Consider the following 23,745-nt stretch of genomic DNA (forward strand, 5'->3'; position numbering starts at 1 on the left):
ATTTTAATAACGCTCATAATACCAGTGTGTTGGCGTTTCACCTAATCATTTGATTGGACTAGAAAGTCCCACCACCGGAACCGCCACCGAAACCGCCTGATGAGCCGCCTGAAAAGCCGCCAGAACCACCACTAACACTTGTTGGATTAGCAGCACTGACCGCACTGCCAACACTACTATTGAGAGCTGTTGTAAAGGATTGACCGATGTTCAACCCCCCAGTATACCCGTAGTAATAATAATAACCCAGAGGCATTGTTTGAAGTTGTTCCGGCGTCAATCGAATCTTCAAAGCTTTAACGACCTTATCAGCAATCCCGAAGGCCGTTGCATAACTCAAATATCGATCCCACAATAGTACATCTGGGACATTCGCCATATCGAGTGTCGAAATATCCTTTAGCATTTGTTTAAAGCCTTGCCATTCGCCCCGTTTTTCGTAACCCAATTGCGTCCATAGTTGCAAATTAAATCTACGCCAGACGGTTAAAATGAAGACAAGCCCCATCGGAATGAGCGTCCACCAAGCAACTAAGCCAATCAAAGCACCAAAAATCAAAATTAAAAATAGGGCGCCAAGGCCGATTAACCAATAATTCAAACTGGTCATTAACTCAGCGATGTGTTCTCGTAACCACCCGCTACGACTTGCTTCAGTCGCCACTGCTGTTTGCCACCCATGGTAATGTTGATTGAACAGTTTTGCACTATGCCGTTTTGGATATTTCTCAATCTCAAATAGACTGACATGCTGCCCATCACCAATCACATCAAATAGCCAGCTAACTAACTTCTTTTCTGAATGTGATAACTGATTGCGATTGACGAGCGTTAATGAAAATTGCGGCGTTTTTTTATGGAATAGTTCCTTCTTTGGTTCCTGAACATCAATTGTTAGATTCTTTCGAGCAACTAAGTCTAGAATCGTTGCGGATAAGCTCTCCGCCCCTGCTGTCTCCGTAATTGGTAATGCCAACAACTGACGCACAACCGCAGGCCCATTTTCATCTGGTAAATCATAGACGTGTTCTGGTGCCTGTCCAGTATAAGTCATCACAGGAAGCGTTTTTCGAATTTTACGTAAAATTAACAAGAACATGCCGGGCGCTAAGACCACTGCTCCTATAGATAAAAGCCAATAACGGCGTTTTTGTGCTTTGCGTTCTTGATTAGCTTGTTGCGCCAAACGCGCTTCTTGTTTGATAATGGCTTCCCGACGTGATTGATCAATCTGATTCGGATTCGCCGCAGTCACCGCCGTTGGAAAAATAATATGGCTTTCGACAAATTGGTTTGCTGGATTATTAGCGAGTTTAATTGTTACCCGGCCTTTATCGGGTTCAACGACTTGTTGCCCATCTAAATTGCCGTGCGTCCATGATTTGAGGTCTGCTTTTTTGAATGTGGTAGGTAATTGTATTACCACTTGAACGTTTTGTAAGTCACTATCCCACGCATCGCCAATCACTTTCCAATTCAATTCCGCCGTATCACGATAATTAATAATCAGATTTTGTAACTGATATTTCAAAGTAACCGCTAATTGATTGCCATCTTGTGCAGTTTGGTATAGTTTGAACCGATAATTTTGTTGTGCATCAGTTAAGCTATAGGTGCCTTCAGTACCTGATTCACTTTGACTAAACGGATGACCATTAACTGCGACTTGCGGGTTAACCAACTTCTTTGGTTGACCAACGTTTGTTTGGAGATTCTGGTTGATATAGACCCCATGGATATCATCTTGGATATCAAACACCGTTTTTTGTTCGACCTGAGCACTCCCATCAGGTTGTACATCAACGTTTACCTGATAACGACTGATGTCATAGGTATCGGCAGCCTGGACTGGCTGGCTAAAAATAAAGGTCCAAAACGCCGCTATTAAGATAAAAATACCAAACTTAGTTCGTTTTAAATTCATAGTTTGCCTTCGTTCTGCTCAACCTTCGTTAATAAATCAGGGTCGAATTGCCCCGCTTTGAGCATCGCAATTTCATACGCATATGGTGCAAAGTTATGCTTCTTATCTTCGCCAACATATGGGGTTTCTAGAATTTTAGGCACATTAACGAGTTGTTCATGCTGTAAGACATGGTTTAGCGCATCAAATCCGATTTCACCAAAACCAATATTGGCATGACGATCTTTGTGTGCGCCTTGTGGGTTCTTAGAATCGTTTAAATGAACAACTTTTAAGCGGTCCAAACCGATAATGTGATCGAATTCATTCAAAACGCCGTCAAAATCTTCACGCACATTATATCCGGCATCATTTGTATGACAAGTATCAAACGTCACTGATAACTTTTCATTGTAAGTCACGCCATCGATCATCTGTGCAAGTTCTTCAAATGACCGCCCGACTTCGGTTCCTTTACCTGCCATGGTTTCTAAGGCAATTTGGGCGGTTTGATCAGGTCGTAAAATTTCGTTTAATCCTTTGATAATTTGTTGAATACCAGCATCTGCACCCGCCCCAACGTGTGCACCTGGATGCAAGACGATTTGAGTGGCCCCTAATGCTTCAGCGCGTAACACTTCTTCTTGTAAAAAAGAGACCGCAAACTTGAAGTTCTCAGGCTTCACTGTATTCCCTAAATTAACGATGTATGGTGCATGAACAACAATTGGACCTAAGTTGTGAGCTTCAATATAGGGTTTTGCTGCTTCAATATTTAATTCTTCGATTGGTTTGCGGCGCGTATTTTGTGGCGCGCCGGTATATATCATGAAGGCATTTGCACCAAAATCAACTGCACTCTCCGCTGACCCTAGTAACATCTGCTTGCCCTTCATACTAACGTGACTCCCTAATAACATTCCACTACCTCCATGCATTTTGATTACCTAGATTGTCACAGAAAGCGCAACAAAAAGCAAGACGAAACCTAACCCATAAAAAAAGCCCGCCATTCAATTGAATGGCGGGTTATCTTATTTAATCTTAGGTTCATAGAAATGCCCGAGAATTTTGACAGCTTCCGTCATGCTGACGAATGCGTGGTCATCCGCTTGTTTCATGACCATTTCTAAATCATGCATTTCAAAGCGAGAAATAACGGTAAATAACATCGTCTTTTCTTCACGGTTATATGCCCCTTCTACGTCGTGGACAATCGTAATCCCACGCCGCATTTCGTCTTGAATCATTTGAATCACAACTTTGGACTTATCGGTAATAATCATCACTTGCAGTTTTTGTTGGCGCGTGTAAACCATATCGATGACTTTGCCGTTGACAAAAATACTCAAGATACTATAGAGCGCATGTTCCCAACCAAAGAGGAACCCAGCGGCAAAAACGAGCGCCACATTAAACATGATATTGATTGAACCGACTGAACGGCCGGTTTTTTTGCGCAGTACAATCCCAATGATATCTAAGCCACCAGTGGAAATATCGTTTTTCAAGGCCATCCCGGTCCCAAAACCGTTAATTACCGCCCCAAAAATCGCACAGATAATCGGATTAGCCGTTAGCTGTGTAAAGGGCATAATCTGTACCATAACACTTGAAAAAACAACTGCAATAAACGTATAAATGGTGAAATGGTGGCCAATTTTGAACCACGCAAGAATAAATAATGGCACATTTAACACGAATAACATCAATGACGTTGATAATGGAAATGGTAGAAACGGCATAAATTTCGACGTCACTGTATGAATGAATTGCGCGAACCCGGTAATCCCAGAGGCGTAAATGCCACCTTCTTCCCAGAAAAAGTTCAATGCAATCGACACACAAATTCCGTATAAAATGGCTGCCGAAATCTTCGCCATATTTTGATGTTTCCGAGCTAAATCGTCCACTTGAATATCACACCTATCCACTTTTGATGTCTTTCATTCTAGCATACCATTTGTGAATACTAAAGGATTTCTTGGAATTAATGCGCCCAATTTTCACGAATGAAAGCACGGCGTGTCCCCTCGACCAATTCTGCTCTAAATGGTTCTTTTTTATAGAAATCTTGGTGATATTCTTCGGCTGGATAGAACGGTTTGGCAGCCTCAATTTGCGTGACAATCGGTTCGTTGAAGCGACCACTATCGATTAATGCTTGTTTGGAAGCTTCCGCGATTGCACGTTGCTCAGGCGAGTTAACGAAAATCACCGGCCGGTAACTATCGCCACGATCTTGGAACTGCCCCATGGCATCGGTTGGATCTGTTTGGCGCCAATAAATTTCAACTAATTCCGCATAAGAAATAATCGCGGGATCAAATGTAATTTCAACTGCTTCAGTGTGCCCCGTCGTATGCGAGCAAACTTCCTCATAAGTTGGATTAGGAACATGCCCACCGGTATAACCAGAAACAACCTTGATAATCCCCGGTTGCTGATCAAACGGATGAACCATGCACCAAAAACACCCACCGGCAAAAATTGCTGTATCAGTTGCCATTATTGTGCCCCCTCTTCAAATAAGCTTAGATATTGACCGTAACCTTCATTTTCGAGTTGTTCGACTGGAATAAATTTTAAAGCTGCTGAGTTGATGCAATAGCGTAATCCACCAGCTTCTTGCGGTCCATCATTAAAAACGTGCCCTAAATGCGAATTAGCTTCTTCACTACGGACTTCAACGCGTTCCATCCCATAAGATTGGTCCCGGCGTTCCGTCAAAGGCGCAATTGGCTTTGTAAATGAGGGCCAACCACAGCCTGCATCATATTTATCTAACGAACTAAATAATGGTTCATGACTGACAACATCCACGTAGATGCCTTGTTCATCAAAATCATCATACTCACCGGTAAATGGGGCCTCCGTCGCATTTTGTTGGGTTACCGCATATTGTTCCGTCGTTAACCGTTGTTCTAAATCATCTGTCATATCCATCACTCCTTCGTGTTTATTATTATAAGCAGATACAAACAGATAGCGACAAATATGCTCAGAGTGTTCTGACAGTCTGGGATTTCCTGAGGATTAAAGTGAATTGACTGCCATCAAATAAAAAAGATGCCTCAAATTTACTTTTGAGGCATCTTATATGCGTTAATTTTGATTTAACTGTTGTTGCACTGCTTTAAAGTCAGCATAGACTTCAGCAAGTGGTACCGTAATTTCAACACCACTAATCATGTCTTTAACATGTGCTGTTTGATCAGCTAATTCTGATTCACCGATTGTAATCACCATTTGGGCGTTTAACTTATTAGCTGTTTTAAATTGCGCTTTTGGTTTACGATCAAGATAGTCTCGATCAGCGGTTAAACCTGTATCACGAATCTTTTCAACGATTTGGAGAGTTGTCGCACTTGTTTCAGCGCCAATTCCAACGACATACACATCGAGTTTAGATTCTGGAACCAACGCTTCGTTTTGCGCATTCATTAATAATAATAATCGTTCAACGCCTAAACCAAAACCAACCCCTGGCATGTCTGGGCCACCAAGTTGTTCAACTAACCCATTATAACGGCCACCGGCTAAGACGGTTGTGTAGCCGCGACCAAGCACCTTATTATTTGTCATAATTTCAAAAATTGTGTGATTGTAATAATCGAGTCCGCGCACCATTTCAGTATCCACTTCATATGGAATGTGCAATGTTTCAAGTAAGTGCTTAACCGTTTCAAAGTGCGCCGTTGCTTCTGGTGTTAAGTAATCCAAAATAACAGGTGCATCCTTCACAATTTCTTGGTCCTTAGCATCTTTACTATCTAAGACGCGCAATGGGTTCTTGTGTAGACGAACTTTAGAATCGTCACTTAATTCATCAAAATGTGGTTCAAGATAGCTGACAAGGGCTTCATGATAAGCCGCGCGACTTTCCGCATCCCCTAAGGTATTGATGGCCAGTTTTAAATCCGTAATATGGCATTCACGTAATAAACGCATCGCCATGCTAATGACTTCAATATCGACCGCTGGATTCTCAGAACCAAATGCTTCGACCCCAATTTGATGGAACTGGCGTTGCCGGCCTGATTGTGGCCGTTCATAACGGAACATTGGTCCCATGTAATACACCTTATAAGGTTTTTGATGTTCTGGCCCATAAAGTTTATTTTCTACGAACGCCCGTACAACTCCAGCTGTGCCCTCTGGACGCAGCGCGATATGCCGATCCCCTTTATCCATGAAATCATACATTTCTTTGCTGACAATATCAGATGTATCGCCTGAACTCCGTGAAAAGACATCATAGCTTTCAAATAATGGTGTTCTAATTTCGTTGAATTGATAGCGGGCAAAAACGTCGCGTGCCGTTTTCTCCACTAATTGCCACTGGTTTGAATCTCCAGGTAAAATATCCGCAGTTCCTTTTGGCTTTTGATAGCCCATGATCATTCCTCCAAATGGATACCAAATAAAAAAACACCCCTGTCGTTGAACAAGGGTGCTTAAATGCACGGTACCACCTTAATTTTAGCTTAATTATATAACGTTGTTGCCAACGGTGTGCGACCACACAGACCTCAAAAGCAGTCTCGGCGTGCCATTGATTTCTTGCAGCTGTGAAATCATCTCTGTCGTAGGGGGCTTAGCCTTTACTTTATCACTGGTCATCACTTATTCTTATTGTTATAAGATTAACGTTATTTCAAAAAAAAGTCAATCAATCTTGAATTTTTTGTAACTTTTTCGCTGAAACTCTTTAGAAAGTTGAGTTTTTTGCTATAATTAACCTTATAAATTAATAAAACATAACAAAGGTGTTGAAAAAAATGCAGAAACCTTTGAGCTGGTTTAAACACTATCCGGCCGTTATTATATTAGCATTACTCGTTTTTGTCGGTCTCTTTGTGACCCACGCGCTGGCTGCTTACCAACAAATTACGATTAAAGCGAACGTCGTAAACGTTCGCCAAGGCCCTGGATTATCTTATGATGTCATGAGTCAAGCCAATAAAGGCGAAACAATGAATGTTATCTCACAAAAGAATAATTGGTACCAAGTGCGCTTAAGTGGTGATAAGATTGGCTGGGTTGCTAGCTGGTTAGTCGATAACACCGAAGTCAGTGCCACTTCAAACCGAGTCGCTAAGGTCACCAACAGTTTTGCCAATGTCCGCCAAAGCAGTAGTGCCGATAGTCAACTACTCGGTAAGTTAAATCAAGGTGACGAAATTACAGTCTTATACCAACAAAACGGTTGGAGCCAGATTAAATACAACTCAGCAGTTGGTTGGGTACAAAGTGATTTAATCGAAGTTTCCGACCAAGCTCCGGCGACTGTTCAAAAAACGACAACCGCTGAATCTGAGTCTACGGATACTGATACAAGTAGCTCCGCGATTAAATCAGTGACCACCCAACTGGATAATACCAAGCTACGCACTGGTCCTGATGTTTCGTATCAATATACCCAAAGCTACCCGGCCAATACCAAGCTAACTTATATCAATAAGAGTGGTACTTGGTATCAAGTTAAAGATGCCGATGGTAATACCGGTTACGTCGCAAGTTGGGTTGTCACTCCTTCTGAGAAGAATGAAGTTGTTAAGACTAGCGCTACTTCCCTTTCTGAAGCCACCATTGTTTTAGATGCTGGTCATGGTGGCACCGACGTCGGTGCACTTTCAACTAAGTCTAAGTATGAAAAAGACTACACATTAGCGACCGTCGATGCGATTGCTAAAAAATTAAAAGCGGCTGGTGCTAACGTCGTGCTAACGCGTTCAAATGATAGTTTTGTCGATCTCGAACCGCGACCTGCTCTTGCCAATAAATTAAAGGCTGATGCCTTTATCAGCGTTCATTTTGATTCAAGCAATGAAGCCAATGAAGCATCCGGGACAACAACCTACTACTATTCAAGCAGTAAGGATATGAGCCTCGCGAAGGCCATCAACAATCAGACTAAGACATTACCGCTTAACAATCGCGGCATTGAATACGGCAATTATCAAGTCCTTCGCGATAATCAACGGCCTGCTGTTCTCTTAGAACTCGGCTACATCAATTCTGATAAAGACTTTAGTTATATTAGCAGTGCTAATTACCAAGCTAAAGTCGCTGATGCCGTTTATACCGGCTTAACCGACTATTTCAAATAACTAAAAAAGAACCGTTGAAGTGAACCCCCGATATTGGACCAAAATCCAATATCGGGGGTTTTTATATTGACTAAATATTCTAAAACATTAAAAATAAAAGTTGTTCAGGATTATCTAACGTCATCCTTAGGTTATGAATTAATAGCGAGAAAATATGGTATTAAGAGTAACTCACTAGTTGTCTCGTGGGTTCAACGTTATAAGGCCTTTGGCCCAAAAGGACTAGATGTCCTATCACCCGAAAAAACATTTGATGGCTCATTTAAGATGAATGTTTTAAAATGGATGAAAACGAATAAGGCTTCTTATCCGAAAACCGCACTTCATTTTAATATCTCAAATGTCGGGACCATCTGGCAATGGCAACATATTTGGGAGACTGAGGGTGCTGATGCCTTATATCGTTTCAAAGGACGGCAAACAATTATGTCAGCTGATAAACAATCAAAAAAACGGCAACAAACAGAGTTAGAACGTCTTAGAGAAGAAAATGAATTGCTACAAATCGAGAATGAATACCTAAAAAAATTAAGAGCCTTAGTCCAGGAAGAAGAAAACAACAAGCGCAAGTTATCCAAGAGCTAAGGCTTAAACACAAACTAGTAAAAATTCTAAAAATAGTTGGTATGGCCAAAAGTACGTATGAATACATTATTAGTCATGAACCGAACGGTTCATCTGACCAATCTGTTAAACAAACCATCCAAATAATCAAGAAGAATCATCCAGCGTACGGTTATCGTCGTGTAACTGGTGAATTACATCGTATGAATATCTTAGTAAATCATAAAAAAGTACTTGTCTTAATGCGAGAACTGCAATTACTATCAACTGCATTTAACAAACGTACTCGTAAATATAATTCATATAGAGGCAATGTTGGCACCGTTGCTAAGAACTTGATCAACCGTCGTTTCTTCACTGATCGTCCTTATCAAAAACTAGTAACAGACGTTACTGAAGTTCGCTGGGGAACCAAGACAATTGATGAACGCGCCTATTTCACATGTATTTATGATTTATTCTCAGGTGAAATTCTCAGCCATCAAGTTAGTAAACACCCTACTGTTGAATTTACTACAACTGTTTTGAATCGAGCAGTTAAGAAAATCCCTAAGAATTTAAAATACCGGACAACAGTCCACTCAGATCAAGGATTTCAATACCAGCATCAAGATTGGACTCATATCTTGAAAGAACATCGCATTTTTCAAAGTATGTCTCGCAAAGCAACATGTTTAGATAATGCAGCAATGGAGAGCTTTTTCCATATTATGAAAGCCGAAGCTTTCTACCAAAAAGAAACCGATACTTATGAAACGCTAGTTTCACAAATATCGGTTTGGATTGATGATTATAATTTTTCAAGAATTAAAACAAAACTGGGTTGTAAAAGTCCGATTGAATATCGAATTTTTACAACCCAGAAAGCTGCTTAAAGTTTCGTCCAATATTTGGGGTTCACTTCACGTCAGATTAAATCTGACGGTTCTTTTTTTACATAATTGGGGCAAACAAACGCGCTAAGTTCTGTGACCAACGTTCTTGATTGCTTTGCTCTTGTATCCGTTGTTTCGTAAATGGTAAGCATTCTTTTAAATCAGCCGTAAAAGATTGTTCAAGTTCAGTTGCGAGTTGTGCATCATATAAAAAAGCGGTCGTTTCAAAATTCAATCTAAAACTGCGAATATCTAAATTAGCCGTCCCAACCGCTGCTAGTTGCCCATCAACTAACATTACGCGTGATTTAAATCCGGTTGATTCAGAGAAGTAAATCTGACCGCCCGCCTTCACGATTTGTCTAGCGTAATACAAACTCGCATGATGAATCATTTTATGTTTTGCACGTTTGGCCATCATGATCTTCACAGTCACCCCAGAATTAATGGCTAACACTAACGCCGCCAATACAGAATCATCCGGAATAAAATATGGGGTCTGAATCCACAGCCGTTTTTTAGCGGCAGCAATCATCTTCAAAAAGCCTAACTTAATCTCATCGAGTTCTCGATCAGGTCCACTTGATACCAGTTGCATGCTAGTCTGCCCGTGTTCATCTGAGTTAGGAAAATATTGCGGACTGTAATACACCTTTTCCTGACGCGTAGCCGCATTCCAGTCCATGAAAAAGCGAGCTTGAAACGATAACACACCATCGCCGGTAATCCGAATCCGCGTATCTCGTGCAGGAATATTAACGTGATGATTATTCTGGTTAAAATCGCCAAGGTAGGCGGTATTGCCATCAATTACTGCCAATTGCCGGTGGTTACGAAAGTTAAAGCGTAGATTAACGAACCGGAACCGAGAACTAAAAAACGGGACAACTTGGCCGCCGGCTGCTTCCAATGGCTTAAAGAACTGCCGGGATAAATGTTGCGACCCAAATGCATCATACATCACACGCACTTTTACCCCCCGCAGTGCCTTGTAAGCCAATAGATTGACCAGTTGACGCCCGTGTTCGTTGTCATAAAAAGCATAGTATTCAAGATGGATATGATCTTGCGCCCGATTGACATCCGTTAACAACTGTTGATACGCCGCCTTCAAATCCGTTAAAATTGTTACATTGTTTTCCTGGGTCACAACCGCGGTATTTGATACTAAGAAGAGGTTGATTAAGCTCTGCGTTTCTGGCGGTAACGTGTGTTGCTTCTGCGCTTGGCGTAACGCTGCTTTTTGGGAGGTCACCAAGGCATCAATGCCGAGCCGTTCTTGTGTTTTCAAATCGACCATATGATCTTCCGGTAATTTTTTTCCGAAAAATAGATACAAAACAAAGCCGATAATTGGTAAGAAAATCAATACCAAGAGCCAGGCCCAGGTTGCTGCAATATCACGTTGTTGGCGAAATACGGTGATAACAGCCCCGATTGTATTTGCAATCCAAATCAGTGCTATCCCCCAGATAATGATTGCTGTCATTCTTCATTCATCCTATTCTTTAAACCACTTTGCTTTTAATTTGGCTAGCGTACCATTTGCTTGTAAGACCCGATAACGTCGGTTGATAAATTGACGTAATTGTTGATCTTGCGGACGCATCCCAACAGCAAACTGTTCTGCTGCAAAAGGACTGTCGATGGCTTGAAAATCGCTGCCGTTGTGGCGTGACTTAATTTCAAATTGCGCGTAGACTTCATCAATTAAGAGCCCCTTAATCCGATCGGCCTGTAAGTCGATAAACGCATTGTTATAAGTATCATATAGGATTGGTGCATGGTTGGCAATTCTTTGCTGTAATCGTTTAGGATAACGCTCTAGTTGTTCCATCCCAGATGAGCCCGTTTGAACGCCTAATGGTTGGTTGGCTAAATCAGCCATTTGATTAACAGGGTGTTTCTTGAGCGACACAATCATTTGCCGATTAGTCAGATACGGGTCACTAAACGCAACCCGTTTTGCCCGTTGCGCCGTTTTAGAATAACCACTCCAAATTAAATCAATCGTTTGATTATTCAATTCCGTTTCTTTCATATCCCAATCAATCGACTGAAAGTCAACCCGAATGCCACTCCCCTTAAAAATCGCCCGTGCCAAATCAACATCAAAACCGGTTAATTGACCATTCTTCTCACGGTAAGTCATTGGCACAAAACTATCATCAATCCCGACGACTATTTTTTGGCGTTTTTGAATCGTTGCCCATTGATCAGCCTGCTGATTGCGTTGTGCGCACCCTGCTAAACCAATCATGCTCATCAATAAAGCCGCTATTAATGCTGTTTTTTTAAGCTTCATCATTTTGTTGAACCCCGTTTGGTTGTAATTCAAAGATTTGATCAGCAATCTGGTTGGCAAATTGAATATCATGGGTGACAACAATTTGTGTCATTCCCTGCTGTTTCAAATCTAAAATGAGTTGTGCGACACTTGCCACTAACGATGGATCAAGTGCGCTGGTTGGTTCGTCATAACAGAGAATCTCCGGTTGCATCGCCAATGCGCGGGCAATTGCGACTCGTTGACGTTGACCGCCTGATAGTTGGAACGGATAAGCCATCGCCTGAGCACTTAACCCTAGTTGCTGTAATAATTTTGCGCCATCTGCTTTAGCCTTTTTAGCGGGTTGTTTTTTGACCATGATGGGTGCCAGCGTCACATTCTCAAGGACAGAAAGATGTGGGAATAACCGAAAATCTTGGAAGACAACGCCAATGCGCGCCCCTTGTTCCCGATTACTAGGTTCGTAAGGTTTACCATCAATAATAAACCGTCCGCTATCGGGTTGATCAAGCCCACTCATTAACCGTAATAAAGTTGATTTGCCAGCACCACTTGGACCGACAATCGCTAAAATACTCCCTGATTCAACTGATAAATTTAAGTCGTTCAAAATTTGCCGACCTTTGAAGGATTGATTGATATTTTCTAATTGAAACATGTTGCCGCCTCCTTAGCGATAATAACGATAATAGCGTTCCAAACGCCGTAATGCCCATGTACAAATGGCTGTTAACAATAAATAAATAATCCCGACTAGCAAAAGTGGTAAGAGATTGACATCACGCGCACTTGCGACATTGCCAGCCCGCAGTAAATCCCCAATGCCGATAACATACACTAACGATGAATCTTTAATCAAGTTGATCACTTCGTTACCGACAGACGGTAAGACAATTTTAACCGTTTGGGGCACGATAATTTTAGCGATTGTTTGTGGGTAAGTTAAGCCTAAGACCTCAGCTGCTTCGATCTGACCATTATCAACGGCTTGAAAGCCGCCCCGGAAAATTTCGGCAAAATACGCAGCATAATTCAAAATAAAAGCGATTAAAGCAGCATCGAACCGGTTAAAAACAATTCCGACCACGGGTAAACCATAAAATACAAAAATTAGTTGTAATAATAACGGTGTCCCACGCATCAGCCACACATATAAATCTAAAAGATAATGCAGTGGTTTAAACTTAGCTAATAACCCTAAACTTAATAATAAACCAAGTGGAATCGCGCCAATAATCGTTAGGCCAAAAACAGCCAACGTCATCTGCGCCCCACTTAATAATGCTGGTAAAATCGATAAACTATAGTCAATCATGACAGACTCCTCTCATTTGTCCAAAATAAAAAGCCCTCTTTGCGTTTAAAACACAAAGAGGGCTAAATTTCGCGGTGCCACCTCAAATTTTTGTTTGCCTCACAACAAACAACTCAGTTAGTTTTAGACCAATAAAAAAAGTCCCCTGGATTTCTCCAAGAGGACGAATTTATCGCGGTGCCACCTCAGTTTAATAAACTGCTCACGCAGCTTAAACTTATGTAGTTTCTAAAACTACAGCGATAACGGGCTAACGGATCATCTTTATTCGATGATCAAACTCACGGTTGTGCCATTAATCTCAAGGGCCGACTTCCACCACGCATCAGCTCTCTGAACCTCAAGAATTAATTTGGACCGTTCAACGTTTAATGTATTGTTATTCATTCTATTCAATATTGCATCAAAAGTCAATGGTTAATGTTTATTGCTTACCGAAAAGACGGGCCCAGAAACCAACCTTGTGTTGTTTCAAAGTCATCAATGGAACTGTTTCGCCTAGTAAACGACGGGCAATATTCCGATAGCCTTGGCTTGCTGGGTTTTTCGGATCCATCACAATTGGTTCGCCGGCATTGGACGTCTTGATAACCGCATCATCATCAAAAATAATGCCTAACAATGAAATTGAAAGATGTTTGGTAATTTCATCAACATCCATCGTTTCGCCTTCATTCATCATATGACGCCGAATCCGGTTAATTACTAAGCGTGGCGCAATCCGCATTTCTTCTTCTTCTAGCAAGCCGACAACGCGGTCAGCATCACTAACAGAAGAAATTTCGGGAGTTGCAACCACAATTGCACCGTCTGCACCGGCAATCGCATTTTTAAAGCCAGATTCAATCCCAGCAGGACAATCAAGAATCACAAAATCGAATTCTTCTTTTAATTCATTCACGATGGCGGTGACTTCATCAGGCGTTAACGCTTCTTTATCCGCATTTTGAGCGGCTGGCAATAAGTAAATTTTTTCATCAAAACGTTTATCTTTAATCAGTGCTTGGTGCAACTTAGCACGGCCTTGGGCGACATCCACGATATCATAAATAATGCGGTTGCTCAATCCTAAGACAACATCTAAATTACGCAGACCAATGTCTAAATCTAACAAGCAAACCTTCTTATCTAAAAGCGCAAGCGCCGTCCCAATATTGGCGCTTGATGTTGTTTTACCAACGCCGCCTTTACCGGATGTAATAACCAAAGCTGTTCCCATTTTTATTGCTCCTTCATTTTACGATATAATTTTGGATTAATCTGTTTCAAATCCGTTAACTCACCGTAGTCGATAACATGTAAATCATTGATGAAACTTACACTCTGTGCCGTAAATGGCGTCTTCTTGTGATCGAGAATCTCAACTGCGTCTGCTATCCGCAATTGTAACGCGTGTGATAAATCACCTGCAACAACTGCTTCTGCATTATCTGGAAAACCAGCGTGCACAATCCCGGCAACTTCACCAAGTACGAAGATACTGCCCGTTGCTTTTAACGTTGCGCCTTGGTGTAAATTACCGACGAATAAGACATCGCCAACATAATTGACCTCTTGGCCGCTTCGTAAAACATTGGGTTCAACGTGAATACTATTTTCCCGCCGATCAATCTCAGCCTGTTCAATCGTCATGACTTCCGATTGAATGCTTGTCCCATTAAATTCTGGAAACTGCTCAAAGACGGTCGCCAGTGCTTGCTTTTGCGCATCATTCAACAAGCGTCTACCAGTGGTCAGCTCCAGTTCAATCTGATCGCTCCCCAACTGCGGTTGCTCTAAGCGAATCTTATTCAATAATTCCGCTAGTGCAACTAATGCTTGATCGAAATCCGCACCCGCATCAATGTTTAATTCAAAACCTTCTTTGCGTCCTCGTAACGTGACTGCATCCATAGAAAAATCAAACCCCTTACCGTTCTGATTTTAATTTTAGCAATAAATATTTTAAAGGCAAATACAAAAAGACAAAATAAACCAAATTTAATGCAATTGTCGGTGCTAAAACATTACTAATAAATTCGACTGGTGTTACTGTTGCATAACCAATCAAGCGATTCATGATGTAAATCGTACTCTCGAGTAATGTTAAACACAAGACATCGATTAGCCCAATGAAAAAGGCTGAGTCAGGTAAATATTGTTTTAAATAACGCACTGTATAGATAATGAGCGGCACTGCAAAAGTGTACATCCCGATCATCCCCGTATAATACAAATCGTATAAAAGACCAATCCCTGCTGCATACCACGTAAGTTGGCGTTCCTCTGGTAAAACAAAGGCCGTTACCACTAACACGAGCATAAATAGCCGGCTAATCAACGTATGATCTGGTGTATATAACCATTGTTCACATAAATGACTGATGGCGCCATCCAAATAAAACGCAACGAGTAAGTAGATTGGTAATAAATAGCGCCGTTGTAATCGCGTCACACCCATGCTACTCACCTTCAATCGTTCGTTTGATGACAGTCACAACGGTTAAATTGTTTAAATCAGCAGCTGGGGTCACATAAACAGTTAATGCTAACCCAAAATCGTCTTTCTTAACTGCTGCTACCTTACCAAGGTACAAGCCTTTAGGGGTTAATCCACCTAAACCAGACGTGATTACTTTGTCACCTTTTTCGATTGCCGCATCGGTCTTAATCTGCCCGAGCTTCAATTGTTTCCGGTCAGCATTGTAACCGGACATGATCCCATTAACTTGCTTACCATCTTTGGTATTCACCACAGCAGCAAATCCGTTACTACTTTGATCCGTACTTGAAACGAGTTCAACCTTCGAATTAGTCTTGTTGACTTCAACAATCCGTCCAATAATCCCAGACTCAGACATGACGGGCATATCTTTTTTAAGTCCAGCTAAGGCCCCTTTATTGATAACCAATGCATTTTGCCAATTATCAGGATTCCGGGATAAAACAGACGCATTAACGGTTGTATAATCCGTCAAGGTGCCTTTTAAGCCGAGTTCCTTTTTCAAACTTGCATTTTCTTCTTTGAGGGTTTGGGTTTGAACCTTGGTTTGAGCTAAATCATCAAGTTGTGCTTTAAGTTCTTTGTTTTCCTGGTACGTATTAATCAAGTCTGTTAAGGCATCTACCCCTCGACCAATCCCATTGGCCGGCACGCTAATGACTTGGTTAGTGATGCCCGTTACGTCGTTGCCAAATTGGCGTACGAAACTCGGACTCTTTTTGTTATTGCGTAAACCAACTGACATTGCGATGAAGCCCATGCAGACGATTAGCATGATTAATAACACAATTAACTTCTTATTTGAAAAAAATTTTTGCATGGTTTCTTCGCCACCATCCATCCTTAATATCGTAAAGGTGGGACAAAAACCGGTGATCAGTAGTCCTTCCTATAGCAATCGATTCACAACCCGAATCTGTCACTAATTTAGGCGCTACGTCAACGCTGACCGCTTCTTGTCCCACTTCTACTGAACGATTAATTTTTCTTCATAACATCGATATTCTTTAATGATTCGCCAGTTCCGACTGCAACACAGTCTAAAGGATCTTGAGCGATAAAGACTGGCACTTTAGTAGCATCTGAAATCACTTCTGGTAAGTGTTTCAACAATGCGCCGCCACCAGTTAAGACAATCCCGTGATCAATCACGTCGGCTGCAATTTCTGGTGATGTTTCTTCAAGTGTTTCTTTGATGGCTTCGATAATGGCTGTGACAACTTCTTTGATGGCTTCAGCAATATCAACAGCTTGAATGTCCACTGTCTTAGGTAGCCCAGTTACTAAATCGCGACCACGAATGCTCATCGCTTCAATTTCCTTAGCGCGTTCTGGTGATGCTGAAGCGATTTGGAATTTGATTTGTTCGGCTGTTCTTTCACCAATCAACAAGTTATTGTTTTGACGGATGTAAGAAATGATCGCGTCATCTAACTTGTCGCCAGCCATTCGAATTGAACGGCTTGAAACAATCCCACCTAATGAGATTGTGGCAACGTCTGTTGTCCCGCCACCGATATCAACGACCATGCTACCAGTTGGATCCATCACAGGAAGACCGGCACCAATTGCAGCTGCAAATGGTTCTTCAATGACGTATGCATCACGAGCGCCTGCCACCTTAGTTGCATCGATTACAGCACGTTTTTCAACTTCAGTCACACCACTTGGTACGCAGACCATTACAAATGGCTTGCTAGATGAGCGACCTAATGATTTTTCGATAAAATATTTAAGCATGGCAGCAGTTGTATCGTAATCTGCGATCACGCCATCTTTCATTGGGCGAATTGCCACAATACTACCAGGTGTCCGGCCGATCATGTCGCGGGCTTCTGAGCCAACAGCAATCACGTCACCAGTTTGTGTATTTTTAGCGACAACAGAGGGTTCTCTCAAGACAATGTCTTTACCGTCCATGTATACGAGTGTGTTTGCGGTACCTAAGTCAATACCGATATTTCTAGTCCCTAATCCGAACACTATTTTTCTCTCCTTCAGTTACCAAACGTTTTTATAGTCATTGGCATTATATCATAATTTTACGTAATAAAAAACGCAATGTAACTACTATGTTAACGGATTTTCAGAAAATTTGACAGGTCTCGCCTAAAATTAACAGATTCTTAAAGAAAAAAGCGTTCTCTTTTACTCCACTAAGTAACCCTCTTCTCGCAAACTGAGATACTGCTGGCTTCCAATAATCAAGTGGTCTAGGCATACAATGCCCATCAGTTCACCACAGGCGACAATTCGTTTAGTGAAGGCAATATCTTGCGTTGACGGCGTCAACTGGCCGCTTGGATGATTATGCACCAAAATAAATTTTGCTGCAGAATAACGGACCGCTAATTTAAAGACTTCCCGCGGATGCGCAACTGAACTATCGAGTGTGCCAATATAAATCTGTTTCATCTGAATAATTTGATTTTTAACGTCTAAAAAAACAGCTAGCAGTTGTTCTTGCGTTTCGCCCGCTAGTGTTTCAATCATGCGACGGCCAACCATTTGGCTCGATGCGACCACACCAAACCGGAGAGTTCGTTGCGTTTGCAATCGGTGACTCAATTCACAGATGGCTTGGATTTCAATCGCTTTGACTGGTCCAATTCCTGCCAGTGTTTCCAACTGCGTTAAACTTGCTTGTTCTAAATCCCGAAAGTCAGGATAATGCGCTAGCAATTTGCGCGCCACCTCACCAACAGATAGGTGACTATTACCAGAACGCAAAATGACGATTGCCAATTGCTCGTTCGATAAACTTGCTGCGCCGTACTGCATTAATTGTTCTCTTGGTTGTAATTGTCCTGTATTCCCCGCCATTGTTTGCCTCCCACAAAAAAAGACGCATGACGCGTCTTCTTGGTTTAACTAACAATACGTTAATTAACGGGCTTATTTTTCTAAATACGGAATCACTTGAGCCAAATCCCCAACGGTCGCAAGTGTTTGCTGATTGGTTATCGCAGTTGGTGCAATTAAATCAGGGACCATAATCACCGGAATGGCAGCTTTACTAGCGGCCATCACACCATTAGGTGAGTCTTCTAATACTAGGGCACTAGGCGCTGGTAAGGCTAATCTATCCAACGCTTTTAAAAAGATTTCGGGGTTCGGTTTGCCGTGAGTCACTTCGTCTCCCGCAACAATTTGACTAAACCGTGATTGTAGGCCAGTACTTTGCATAAAGTCATCGACCATGCTGCGGAAATTGCTCGATGCAATCACCCGACTAATCCCCTGATTATCACAGTAATCTAGTAAATCGACTAACCCTGGCTTAATTGCAACACCATCTGCTTCAACAACCGTTGCTACGTTACGGTATGAACGATCAATAAATTCTGTTGCGGCCGTTGCCGAACCAAGCTTTGCTTTAAAATAATTGCGTAAATACGTATCAGTGGTCCCTAAGATGGCATGGTGATCTTCAGGTGTAAAATCAAAGCCCATTTCTTTAGCGGCCCGAATATTGGCTTGGTAATAAATCTTCTCCGAATCAACCAATAGACCGTCCATATCAAAAATAATTCCTCTAGTTGTCATTGACTATTCTCCTTTAAAATATTGGCGAATCGTACTAATTAAATATAGCGAACCCGTTACGAGTAATACATCATCAGCCGACACATCCGCTAATAATTCGGTTAATGCAACCGGCCAGTCCGGTTCAAATGTAATCGTCTCATCAACTGCTGCATATTGGGCCGCTGTTGCCGCGCGTGGATTATCAGGAACCGTAGTCAGCACCATCCGCGTCGCTATTTTTTTGAGCTGTGGTAACATCTCATCCAGATTTTTATCACCAAGCGCTCCGAATAACAGGTAAATGTCACGATTTTTAAATTGATGCCGCGTTGTCTGAACCAATTGCGCCACCCCTTCCGGATTATGTGCACCATCCAAGATAATTAACGGCTCATCGTTGATTTTTTCGAAGCGCCCAGGCCAGTTAACCCGTTTTAAAGCACGTTTGATGTCTCGAACCTCTAGTTTTTGTTGCGTCAACTGTAAGTAACACCAAAATACTTGTAATGCAACCGCGGCGTTTTCAATTTGATAATCCCCCATCAGCGGAATCTGTAATTGTCGATACGTTACCGCGTCATTTTGGAAAGTTAACTGTTGCCCCCAAGTAGGTAACGTTTTGACCGCAGCACTCGAAAAATCACAGCCACTAATGGCTAACGAACTATTCAAACGAGTTGCCGTTTCCTCAACCACCGTCAGTGCTTCTTTTGGTAATTGACCAATCACGACTGGATGACCAGCCTTAATGATCCCGGCTTTTTGAGTCGCAATTTCTGCAAATGTCTTGCCTAATAGAGCCTGATGATCAAGACCAATCGACGTAATAACTGATATCAGCGGCGTCAACACATTAGTCGAGTCATACAAACCGCCAATTCCGACTTCCACAACGGCGACATCAACCTGCTGTTGTTTGAAATATAGAAACATCATTGCTGTGATCCATTCAAACTCGGTCACTTCAAATTCGGGGTCAGTTGTTTGAATCTGGGCAACCGTTGTCTGAATTTGTTGCGTAACAGTTACTAAATCGGCATCACTGATTGGTTCCTGATTGATAACAATTCGCTCGTTGAACCGCATAATAAACGGCGATGTGTAACGACCGACTTTTAAACCTAACTCTTCAATCAAACAACTGACCATTTTGACAACGGATCCCTTGCCATTAGTGCCAGTCACATGAATGAATTGTTGGTTTTCTTGCGGATTACCGAGACCTGCCAACAATTGCGTCATTCGGTTCAGGTTCGCTTCTTTATGTAATCTGGGGCGCGAATGAATATACGCCAAAGCTGTTTCGTAATCTGTCACTAACATCGCCAATCTCCTTTAACAAACTGTCTCTATTTTAGCATAGATTGCACGCGAATCGATGCTTAAAAACTGGCGCACACAAAAAGACCACCTCAGTTTTTAAGGTGGCCTTAACGTGCTTTTGGTTGCAACAACTTCCGCTTAATCTAAAAATTCCGTTAATCCTAAAACCTGAATTAACGGAATTTTTGTATTGATGCTCAGTTGCTACCCGCAACCAATCACACTTCTTTCACTAACGTGCTCCTCGAGCAGCCTTTTCCGGTTAACTGCAAAATGGGCATCATGGCAAAAAACGCCACAATGCCCATTTTACTGTTAATCCTCAAAGCCTAACCAGCTCGAGTCGCACTTCTTTTTTAACGTGTTTTCATCAACAGCTTCCTGTGCTTTGCTACACTTATCAAATCGGCGCTTACAGCGCCAATTCGCTAAGTTAGGCAAATGCTCAGAAGCTAACCGTTGATGATGCACTTATGCATTTTTTAATTCTGCTACTCGTTTTTCGACTGATTGGTATTGTTGTTCGTAGTCTGCTTGTTTGTCGCGTTCTTCTTGGACCACTTTTTCTGGTGCGCGGTCTGTGAAGCCCTTGTTTGACAACTTGCCTTTAGCACGTTTGATTTCACCGTCTAAACGTTTCAATTCGCCTTCTAAACGGGCGATTTCTTCGTCTAAGTCGAGCAATTCAGCCAATGGCACATAAACTTCTGCACCACTGATAATGGCTGTCTTCGCCAATGCTGGTGCTGTTAAACCTTCAGCAATTTCAAGTGACTTAGGATGTACGAAGCGTTCGATGAAGTCTTGGTTTTGTTTGAAGATCGTCATTAATGGCGCATCTTGAATGTTGACCAAGACATCAATTGGCTTGCTTAGTGGTGCATTGGCTTCGGAACGGATATTCCGGACACTTCTAATTAGATCGATTAACGCATTCATTTGCGTTGTTGCTTCTGGATCGTCTAATTCAGCGTGCACTTCTGGATAAGCCGCATTGACGATTGAATCGCCAGTATGTGGCATACTTTGCCAGATTTCTTCCGTGACAAATGGCATCACTGGGTGTAATAGACGCAATGTTTGGTCTAAAACATAAGCCAAGTTATAACGTTTATTGGCAATGGCTGCTTGGTCGTCTCCGTAAAGGACTTCCTTCGCCATTTCAATATACCAGTCACAGAAATCGTTCCAGATAAAGTTATACAATGTCCGGCCCGCTTCACCAAATTCGAAGCTTTCATAAAGCCGTGTAACATCTGCCACCGTTTGGTTCAATTGGCTTAAGATCCATTTGTCCGTTAAATCAAGGTTAGCGGCATCTGGCATCTTCGTTGGCGCTGGTGTGTCTTCAAGGTTCATGATGACGAAACGACTTGCGTTCCAAATCTTATTGATGAAGTTCCAGGCAGCATCCATCTTCGTGTAACTGAAACGAACATCTTGGCCTGGTGTTGAGCCACTCGTTAAGAACCAACGCAATGCATCGGCACCGTATTTTTCAATGACTTCCATTGGGTCAATCCCATTACCAAGTGATTTACTCATCTTACGGCCTTGTTCATCGCGGATTAAACCGTGAATGAGGACGTGTTCGAATGGGCGTTGTTCTGTAAATTCGAGACTTTGGAAAATCATCCGTGAGACCCAGAAGAAGATGATATCGTAGCCAGTTACCAACGTATTGGTTGGGAAGTAGCGTTTGAAGTCAGGCGCTTCAGTGTTTGGCCAACCCATTGTTGAAAATGGCCATAAGGCACTACTGAACCATGTGTCTAGGACATCAGAATCTTGAGTCCAGTTTTCGATATCTTTTGGTGCTTCTTCGCCGACATACATTTCACCAGTTTGTTTATGGTACCAAGCTGGGATTTGGTGCCCCCACCATAATTGACGCGAAATAACCCAATCATGAACGTTTTCCATCCATTGTGTGAAGGTATTTTCGAATCGTTCTGGCACAAAGTTCACCTTTTGATCGGTTGCTTGGTTCTTCAAAGCCATTTCAGCAAGTGGCTTCATCTTAACAAACCATTGCGTTGAAAGCCGGGCTTCAACTTGTACACCGGTCCGTTCAGAATGACCAACACTATGTGTCATTGGGTCGACTTTAATCAAATAACCTTGTTCCTTCAAGTCAGCAACAATCGCTTTACGTGCTTCAAAACGATCCATGCCGTTATACTTGCCGGCACTTTCATTCATGCTGGCATCTTCGTTCATGACATTGATCCGTGGTAAGTCATGCCGATTACCGACTTCAAAATCGTTAGGGTCGTGTGCTGGTGTAATCTTCAAAGCACCAGTACCGAAATCCTTATCGACATAGTGATCAGCGATAATCGGAATTTCACGATTCATTAATGGTAATGTGACCGTCTTGCCAACAAGGTCCGCATACCGTTCATCATCTGGATGTACAGCGATAGCAGTATCACCAGGTAATGTTTCAGGACGTGTTGTGGCAATTTCGATGCTCCCAGAACCATCGGTCAATGGATAGTTAACATGATAGAAGGCCCCTTCATCATCTTGATGCAACACTTCGATATCTGATAAAGCCGTCCGTGCTTTTGGATCCCAATTGATGATGTATTCGCCACGATAGATTAAGCCCTTGTTGTATAAGGTAACAAAGACTTTACGAACAGCGTCTGATAAGCCATCGTCTAATGTGAACCGTTCACGTGAATAATCAAGTGATAAGCCCATCTTAGCCCATTGTGCGTGGATGGTTGCGGCATATTCATCTTTCCAGTCCCAGACTTGTTCGATGAATTTTTCACGACCTAAGTCATAACGTGAAATCCCTTGTTCAGCTAATTTTGCTTCCACTTTAGCTTGAGTTGCAATCCCGGCATGATCCATCCCTGGCAACCAGAGTACATCATACCCTTGCATCCGTTTTTGCCGGATTAACATATCTTGTAAGGTCGTATCCCAGGCATGGCCTAAATGGAGTTTACCCGTAACATTTGGCGGTGGAATAACGATTGAATAAGGTTTGGCATCTGGATTGGCATTTGGCTTGAATAAATCAGCGTCTAACCAATCTTGATAACGACCGGCTTCAACTTGATTTGGATCATATTTGGTTGACATTTCTTTGTGATCAGTCATCTTGTTCACTCCTTTAAAATATTGCGTTTAATGGCAAACAAAAAAGCATTCCTCACAATAGGACGAATGCTTTTTCGCGGTACCACCTAAATTAGGACTAGACTAGTCCCCAACTCATGATTTGTTAACGAACGAAATTGTCCGGTTAGCCCTACTTAATTTCAGGTTAACAGCTCACAAGCTACCGATTAATTGGTCATTGGAAGACGTCTCAGCCATGCATCTTCTCTCTAAA

General features: G+C 42.1%; 21 protein-coding genes and 1 other annotated feature (1 of these 22 only partly in view). Of the genes, 2 read left to right on the forward strand and 19 right to left on the reverse strand.

Annotated features, from left to right (window positions below; genetic code table 11):
* Window positions 1–58 precede the first annotated feature (58 nt).
* From LCU_RS03205 to hisS, 6 genes are all read right to left on the reverse strand, one after another.
* Window positions 59–1,924 (reverse strand): DUF2207 domain-containing protein, encoded by a 1,866-nt coding sequence (locus LCU_RS03205; protein ID WP_056966120.1) that lies wholly within the window; start codon window positions 1,922–1,924, stop codon window positions 59–61.
* Entirely contained in the window at window positions 1,921–2,823 is a 903-nt protein-coding gene (locus LCU_RS03210; RefSeq protein WP_056966123.1) for a deoxyribonuclease IV, read from the reverse strand. The genes LCU_RS03205 and LCU_RS03210 overlap by 4 nt, the downstream gene beginning before the upstream one ends.
* 114 nt (window positions 2,824–2,937) lie before the next feature.
* The gene (locus LCU_RS03215) at window positions 2,938–3,786 is read right to left on the reverse strand and encodes a YitT family protein (RefSeq protein WP_174795741.1); all 849 of its coding nucleotides are present in this window, start codon (window positions 3,784–3,786) and stop codon (window positions 2,938–2,940) included.
* Between the two features lie 107 nt (window positions 3,787–3,893).
* Window positions 3,894–4,412, reverse strand: a complete 519-nt coding sequence (gene msrA, locus LCU_RS03220; protein ID WP_004271144.1) for a peptide-methionine (S)-S-oxide reductase MsrA — start codon at window positions 4,410–4,412, stop codon at window positions 3,894–3,896.
* Window positions 4,412–4,843, reverse strand: coding sequence for a peptide-methionine (R)-S-oxide reductase MsrB (gene msrB / locus LCU_RS03225; protein WP_004271139.1), 432 nt, complete (start codon window positions 4,841–4,843; stop codon window positions 4,412–4,414). Before msrB ends, msrA begins: the two co-directional genes overlap by 1 nt.
* 165 nt (window positions 4,844–5,008) lie before the next feature.
* Window positions 5,009–6,301 carry a histidine--tRNA ligase gene (gene hisS / locus LCU_RS03230; RefSeq protein ID WP_054644543.1) on the reverse strand — a complete coding sequence of 431 codons (1,293 nt, stop codon included), beginning with the start codon at window positions 6,299–6,301 and terminating at the stop codon, window positions 5,009–5,011.
* 383 nt (window positions 6,302–6,684) lie between these two features.
* Here hisS and LCU_RS03235 point away from each other — a divergent pair, with 383 nt between their 5' ends.
* The gene (locus LCU_RS03235; protein ID WP_035186956.1) at window positions 6,685–8,016 is read left to right on the forward strand and encodes an N-acetylmuramoyl-L-alanine amidase family protein; all 1,332 of its coding nucleotides are present in this window, start codon (window positions 6,685–6,687) and stop codon (window positions 8,014–8,016) included.
* 66 nt (window positions 8,017–8,082) lie between these two features.
* Window positions 8,083–9,455 (forward strand): IS3 family transposase gene (locus LCU_RS03240; RefSeq protein ID WP_128486093.1). Its coding sequence is split into 2 segments (ribosomal slippage): window positions 8,083–8,536 and window positions 8,536–9,455, totalling 1,374 coding nucleotides; the frame shifts between segments, so codons are not numbered across the junction.
* 58 nt (window positions 9,456–9,513) lie between these two features.
* On the opposite strand, the gene cls is transcribed toward LCU_RS03240, so the two are convergent.
* From cls to LCU_RS03305, 13 genes are all read right to left on the reverse strand, one after another.
* Window positions 9,514–10,944, reverse strand: coding sequence for a cardiolipin synthase (gene cls / locus LCU_RS03245; RefSeq protein WP_056966675.1), 1,431 nt, complete (start codon window positions 10,942–10,944; stop codon window positions 9,514–9,516).
* A gap of 12 nt (window positions 10,945–10,956) precedes the next feature.
* Complete coding sequence (locus tag LCU_RS03250; protein ID WP_056966676.1) at window positions 10,957–11,763, reverse strand: amino acid ABC transporter substrate-binding protein; 807 nt, start codon at window positions 11,761–11,763, stop codon at window positions 10,957–10,959.
* Window positions 11,750–12,403, reverse strand: a complete 654-nt coding sequence (locus LCU_RS03255; protein ID WP_056966678.1) for an amino acid ABC transporter ATP-binding protein — start codon at window positions 12,401–12,403, stop codon at window positions 11,750–11,752. The genes LCU_RS03250 and LCU_RS03255 overlap by 14 nt, the downstream gene beginning before the upstream one ends.
* Before the next feature lie 12 nt (window positions 12,404–12,415).
* Entirely contained in the window at window positions 12,416–13,060 is a 645-nt protein-coding gene (locus LCU_RS03260; RefSeq protein WP_039098561.1) for an amino acid ABC transporter permease, read from the reverse strand.
* Window positions 13,061–13,484: 424 nt separating this feature from the next.
* Window positions 13,485–14,279, reverse strand: coding sequence for a septum site-determining protein MinD (gene minD, locus LCU_RS03265; RefSeq protein ID WP_004270675.1), 795 nt, complete (start codon window positions 14,277–14,279; stop codon window positions 13,485–13,487).
* Window positions 14,280–14,281: 2 nt separating this feature from the next.
* On the reverse strand, window positions 14,282–14,953 hold the full coding sequence (locus LCU_RS03270) for a septum site-determining protein MinC (protein ID WP_004270692.1): 672 nt from the start codon (window positions 14,951–14,953) through the stop codon (window positions 14,282–14,284).
* A gap of 16 nt (window positions 14,954–14,969) precedes the next feature.
* Window positions 14,970–15,500 (reverse strand): rod shape-determining protein MreD, encoded by a 531-nt coding sequence (gene mreD, locus LCU_RS03275; protein WP_004270677.1) that lies wholly within the window; start codon window positions 15,498–15,500, stop codon window positions 14,970–14,972.
* Between the two features lies 1 nt (window position 15,501).
* Window positions 15,502–16,362, reverse strand: coding sequence for a rod shape-determining protein MreC (gene mreC, locus LCU_RS03280; protein WP_035186589.1), 861 nt, complete (start codon window positions 16,360–16,362; stop codon window positions 15,502–15,504).
* A 158-nt stretch (window positions 16,363–16,520) separates the two neighbouring features.
* Entirely contained in the window at window positions 16,521–17,525 is a 1,005-nt protein-coding gene (locus LCU_RS03285; protein WP_004270676.1) for a rod shape-determining protein, read from the reverse strand.
* 165 nt (window positions 17,526–17,690) lie between these two features.
* Complete coding sequence (gene radC / locus LCU_RS03290) at window positions 17,691–18,365, reverse strand: RadC family protein (protein ID WP_004270679.1); 675 nt, start codon at window positions 18,363–18,365, stop codon at window positions 17,691–17,693.
* 72 nt (window positions 18,366–18,437) lie between these two features.
* A complete protein-coding gene (locus tag LCU_RS03295) occupies window positions 18,438–19,088 on the reverse strand; it encodes an HAD family hydrolase (RefSeq protein WP_004270678.1) in 651 nt (216 codons plus the stop codon).
* 3 nt (window positions 19,089–19,091) lie between these two features.
* The gene (locus LCU_RS03300; RefSeq protein WP_004270682.1) at window positions 19,092–20,393 is read right to left on the reverse strand and encodes a bifunctional folylpolyglutamate synthase/dihydrofolate synthase; all 1,302 of its coding nucleotides are present in this window, start codon (window positions 20,391–20,393) and stop codon (window positions 19,092–19,094) included.
* A 471-nt stretch (window positions 20,394–20,864) separates the two neighbouring features.
* Window positions 20,865–23,510, reverse strand: coding sequence for a valine--tRNA ligase (locus LCU_RS03305; RefSeq protein ID WP_004270689.1), 2,646 nt, complete (start codon window positions 23,508–23,510; stop codon window positions 20,865–20,867).
* A gap of 55 nt (window positions 23,511–23,565) precedes the next feature.
* Window positions 23,566–23,745: a binding site (T-box leader), on the reverse strand; it runs 38 nt beyond the window's last position.

It is taken from the genome of Latilactobacillus curvatus JCM 1096 = DSM 20019 (assembly GCF_004101845.1).
Lineage (GTDB): Bacteria > Bacillota > Bacilli > Lactobacillales > Lactobacillaceae > Latilactobacillus > Latilactobacillus curvatus.

What these genes read in the sequence shown, in the direction of transcription:
- LCU_RS03205 (WP_056966120.1), bottom strand. Translation starts at nt 1,924, where the DNA reads ATGAATTTAAAACGAACTAAGTTTGGTATTTTTATCTTAATAGCGGCG.
- LCU_RS03210 (WP_056966123.1), bottom strand. Translation starts at nt 2,823, where the DNA reads ATGTTATTAGGGAGTCACGTTAGTATGAAGGGCAAGCAGATGTTACTA.
- LCU_RS03215 (WP_174795741.1), bottom strand. Translation starts at nt 3,786, where the DNA reads ATGGCGAAGATTTCGGCAGCCATTTTATACGGAATTTGTGTGTCGATT.
- msrA (WP_004271144.1), bottom strand. Translation starts at nt 4,412, where the DNA reads ATGGCAACTGATACAGCAATTTTTGCCGGTGGGTGTTTTTGGTGCATG.
- msrB (WP_004271139.1), bottom strand. Translation starts at nt 4,843, where the DNA reads ATGACAGATGATTTAGAACAACGGTTAACGACGGAACAATATGCGGTA.
- hisS (WP_054644543.1), bottom strand. Translation starts at nt 6,301, where the DNA reads ATGGGCTATCAAAAGCCAAAAGGAACTGCGGATATTTTACCTGGAGAT.
- LCU_RS03235 (WP_035186956.1), top strand. Translation starts at nt 6,685, where the DNA reads ATGCAGAAACCTTTGAGCTGGTTTAAACACTATCCGGCCGTTATTATA.
- cls (WP_056966675.1), bottom strand. Translation starts at nt 10,944, where the DNA reads ATGACAGCAATCATTATCTGGGGGATAGCACTGATTTGGATTGCAAAT.
- LCU_RS03250 (WP_056966676.1), bottom strand. Translation starts at nt 11,763, where the DNA reads ATGATGAAGCTTAAAAAAACAGCATTAATAGCGGCTTTATTGATGAGC.
- LCU_RS03255 (WP_056966678.1), bottom strand. Translation starts at nt 12,403, where the DNA reads ATGTTTCAATTAGAAAATATCAATCAATCCTTCAAAGGTCGGCAAATT.
- LCU_RS03260 (WP_039098561.1), bottom strand. Translation starts at nt 13,060, where the DNA reads ATGATTGACTATAGTTTATCGATTTTACCAGCATTATTAAGTGGGGCG.
- minD (WP_004270675.1), bottom strand. Translation starts at nt 14,279, where the DNA reads ATGGGAACAGCTTTGGTTATTACATCCGGTAAAGGCGGCGTTGGTAAA.
- LCU_RS03270 (WP_004270692.1), bottom strand. Translation starts at nt 14,953, where the DNA reads ATGGATGCAGTCACGTTACGAGGACGCAAAGAAGGTTTTGAATTAAAC.
- mreD (WP_004270677.1), bottom strand. Translation starts at nt 15,500, where the DNA reads ATGGGTGTGACGCGATTACAACGGCGCTATTTATTACCAATCTACTTA.
- mreC (WP_035186589.1), bottom strand. Translation starts at nt 16,362, where the DNA reads ATGCAAAAATTTTTTTCAAATAAGAAGTTAATTGTGTTATTAATCATG.
- radC (WP_004270679.1), bottom strand. Translation starts at nt 18,365, where the DNA reads ATGGCGGGGAATACAGGACAATTACAACCAAGAGAACAATTAATGCAG.
- LCU_RS03295 (WP_004270678.1), bottom strand. Translation starts at nt 19,088, where the DNA reads ATGACAACTAGAGGAATTATTTTTGATATGGACGGTCTATTGGTTGAT.
- LCU_RS03300 (WP_004270682.1), bottom strand. Translation starts at nt 20,393, where the DNA reads ATGTTAGTGACAGATTACGAAACAGCTTTGGCGTATATTCATTCGCGC.
- LCU_RS03305 (WP_004270689.1), bottom strand. Translation starts at nt 23,510, where the DNA reads ATGACTGATCACAAAGAAATGTCAACCAAATATGATCCAAATCAAGTT.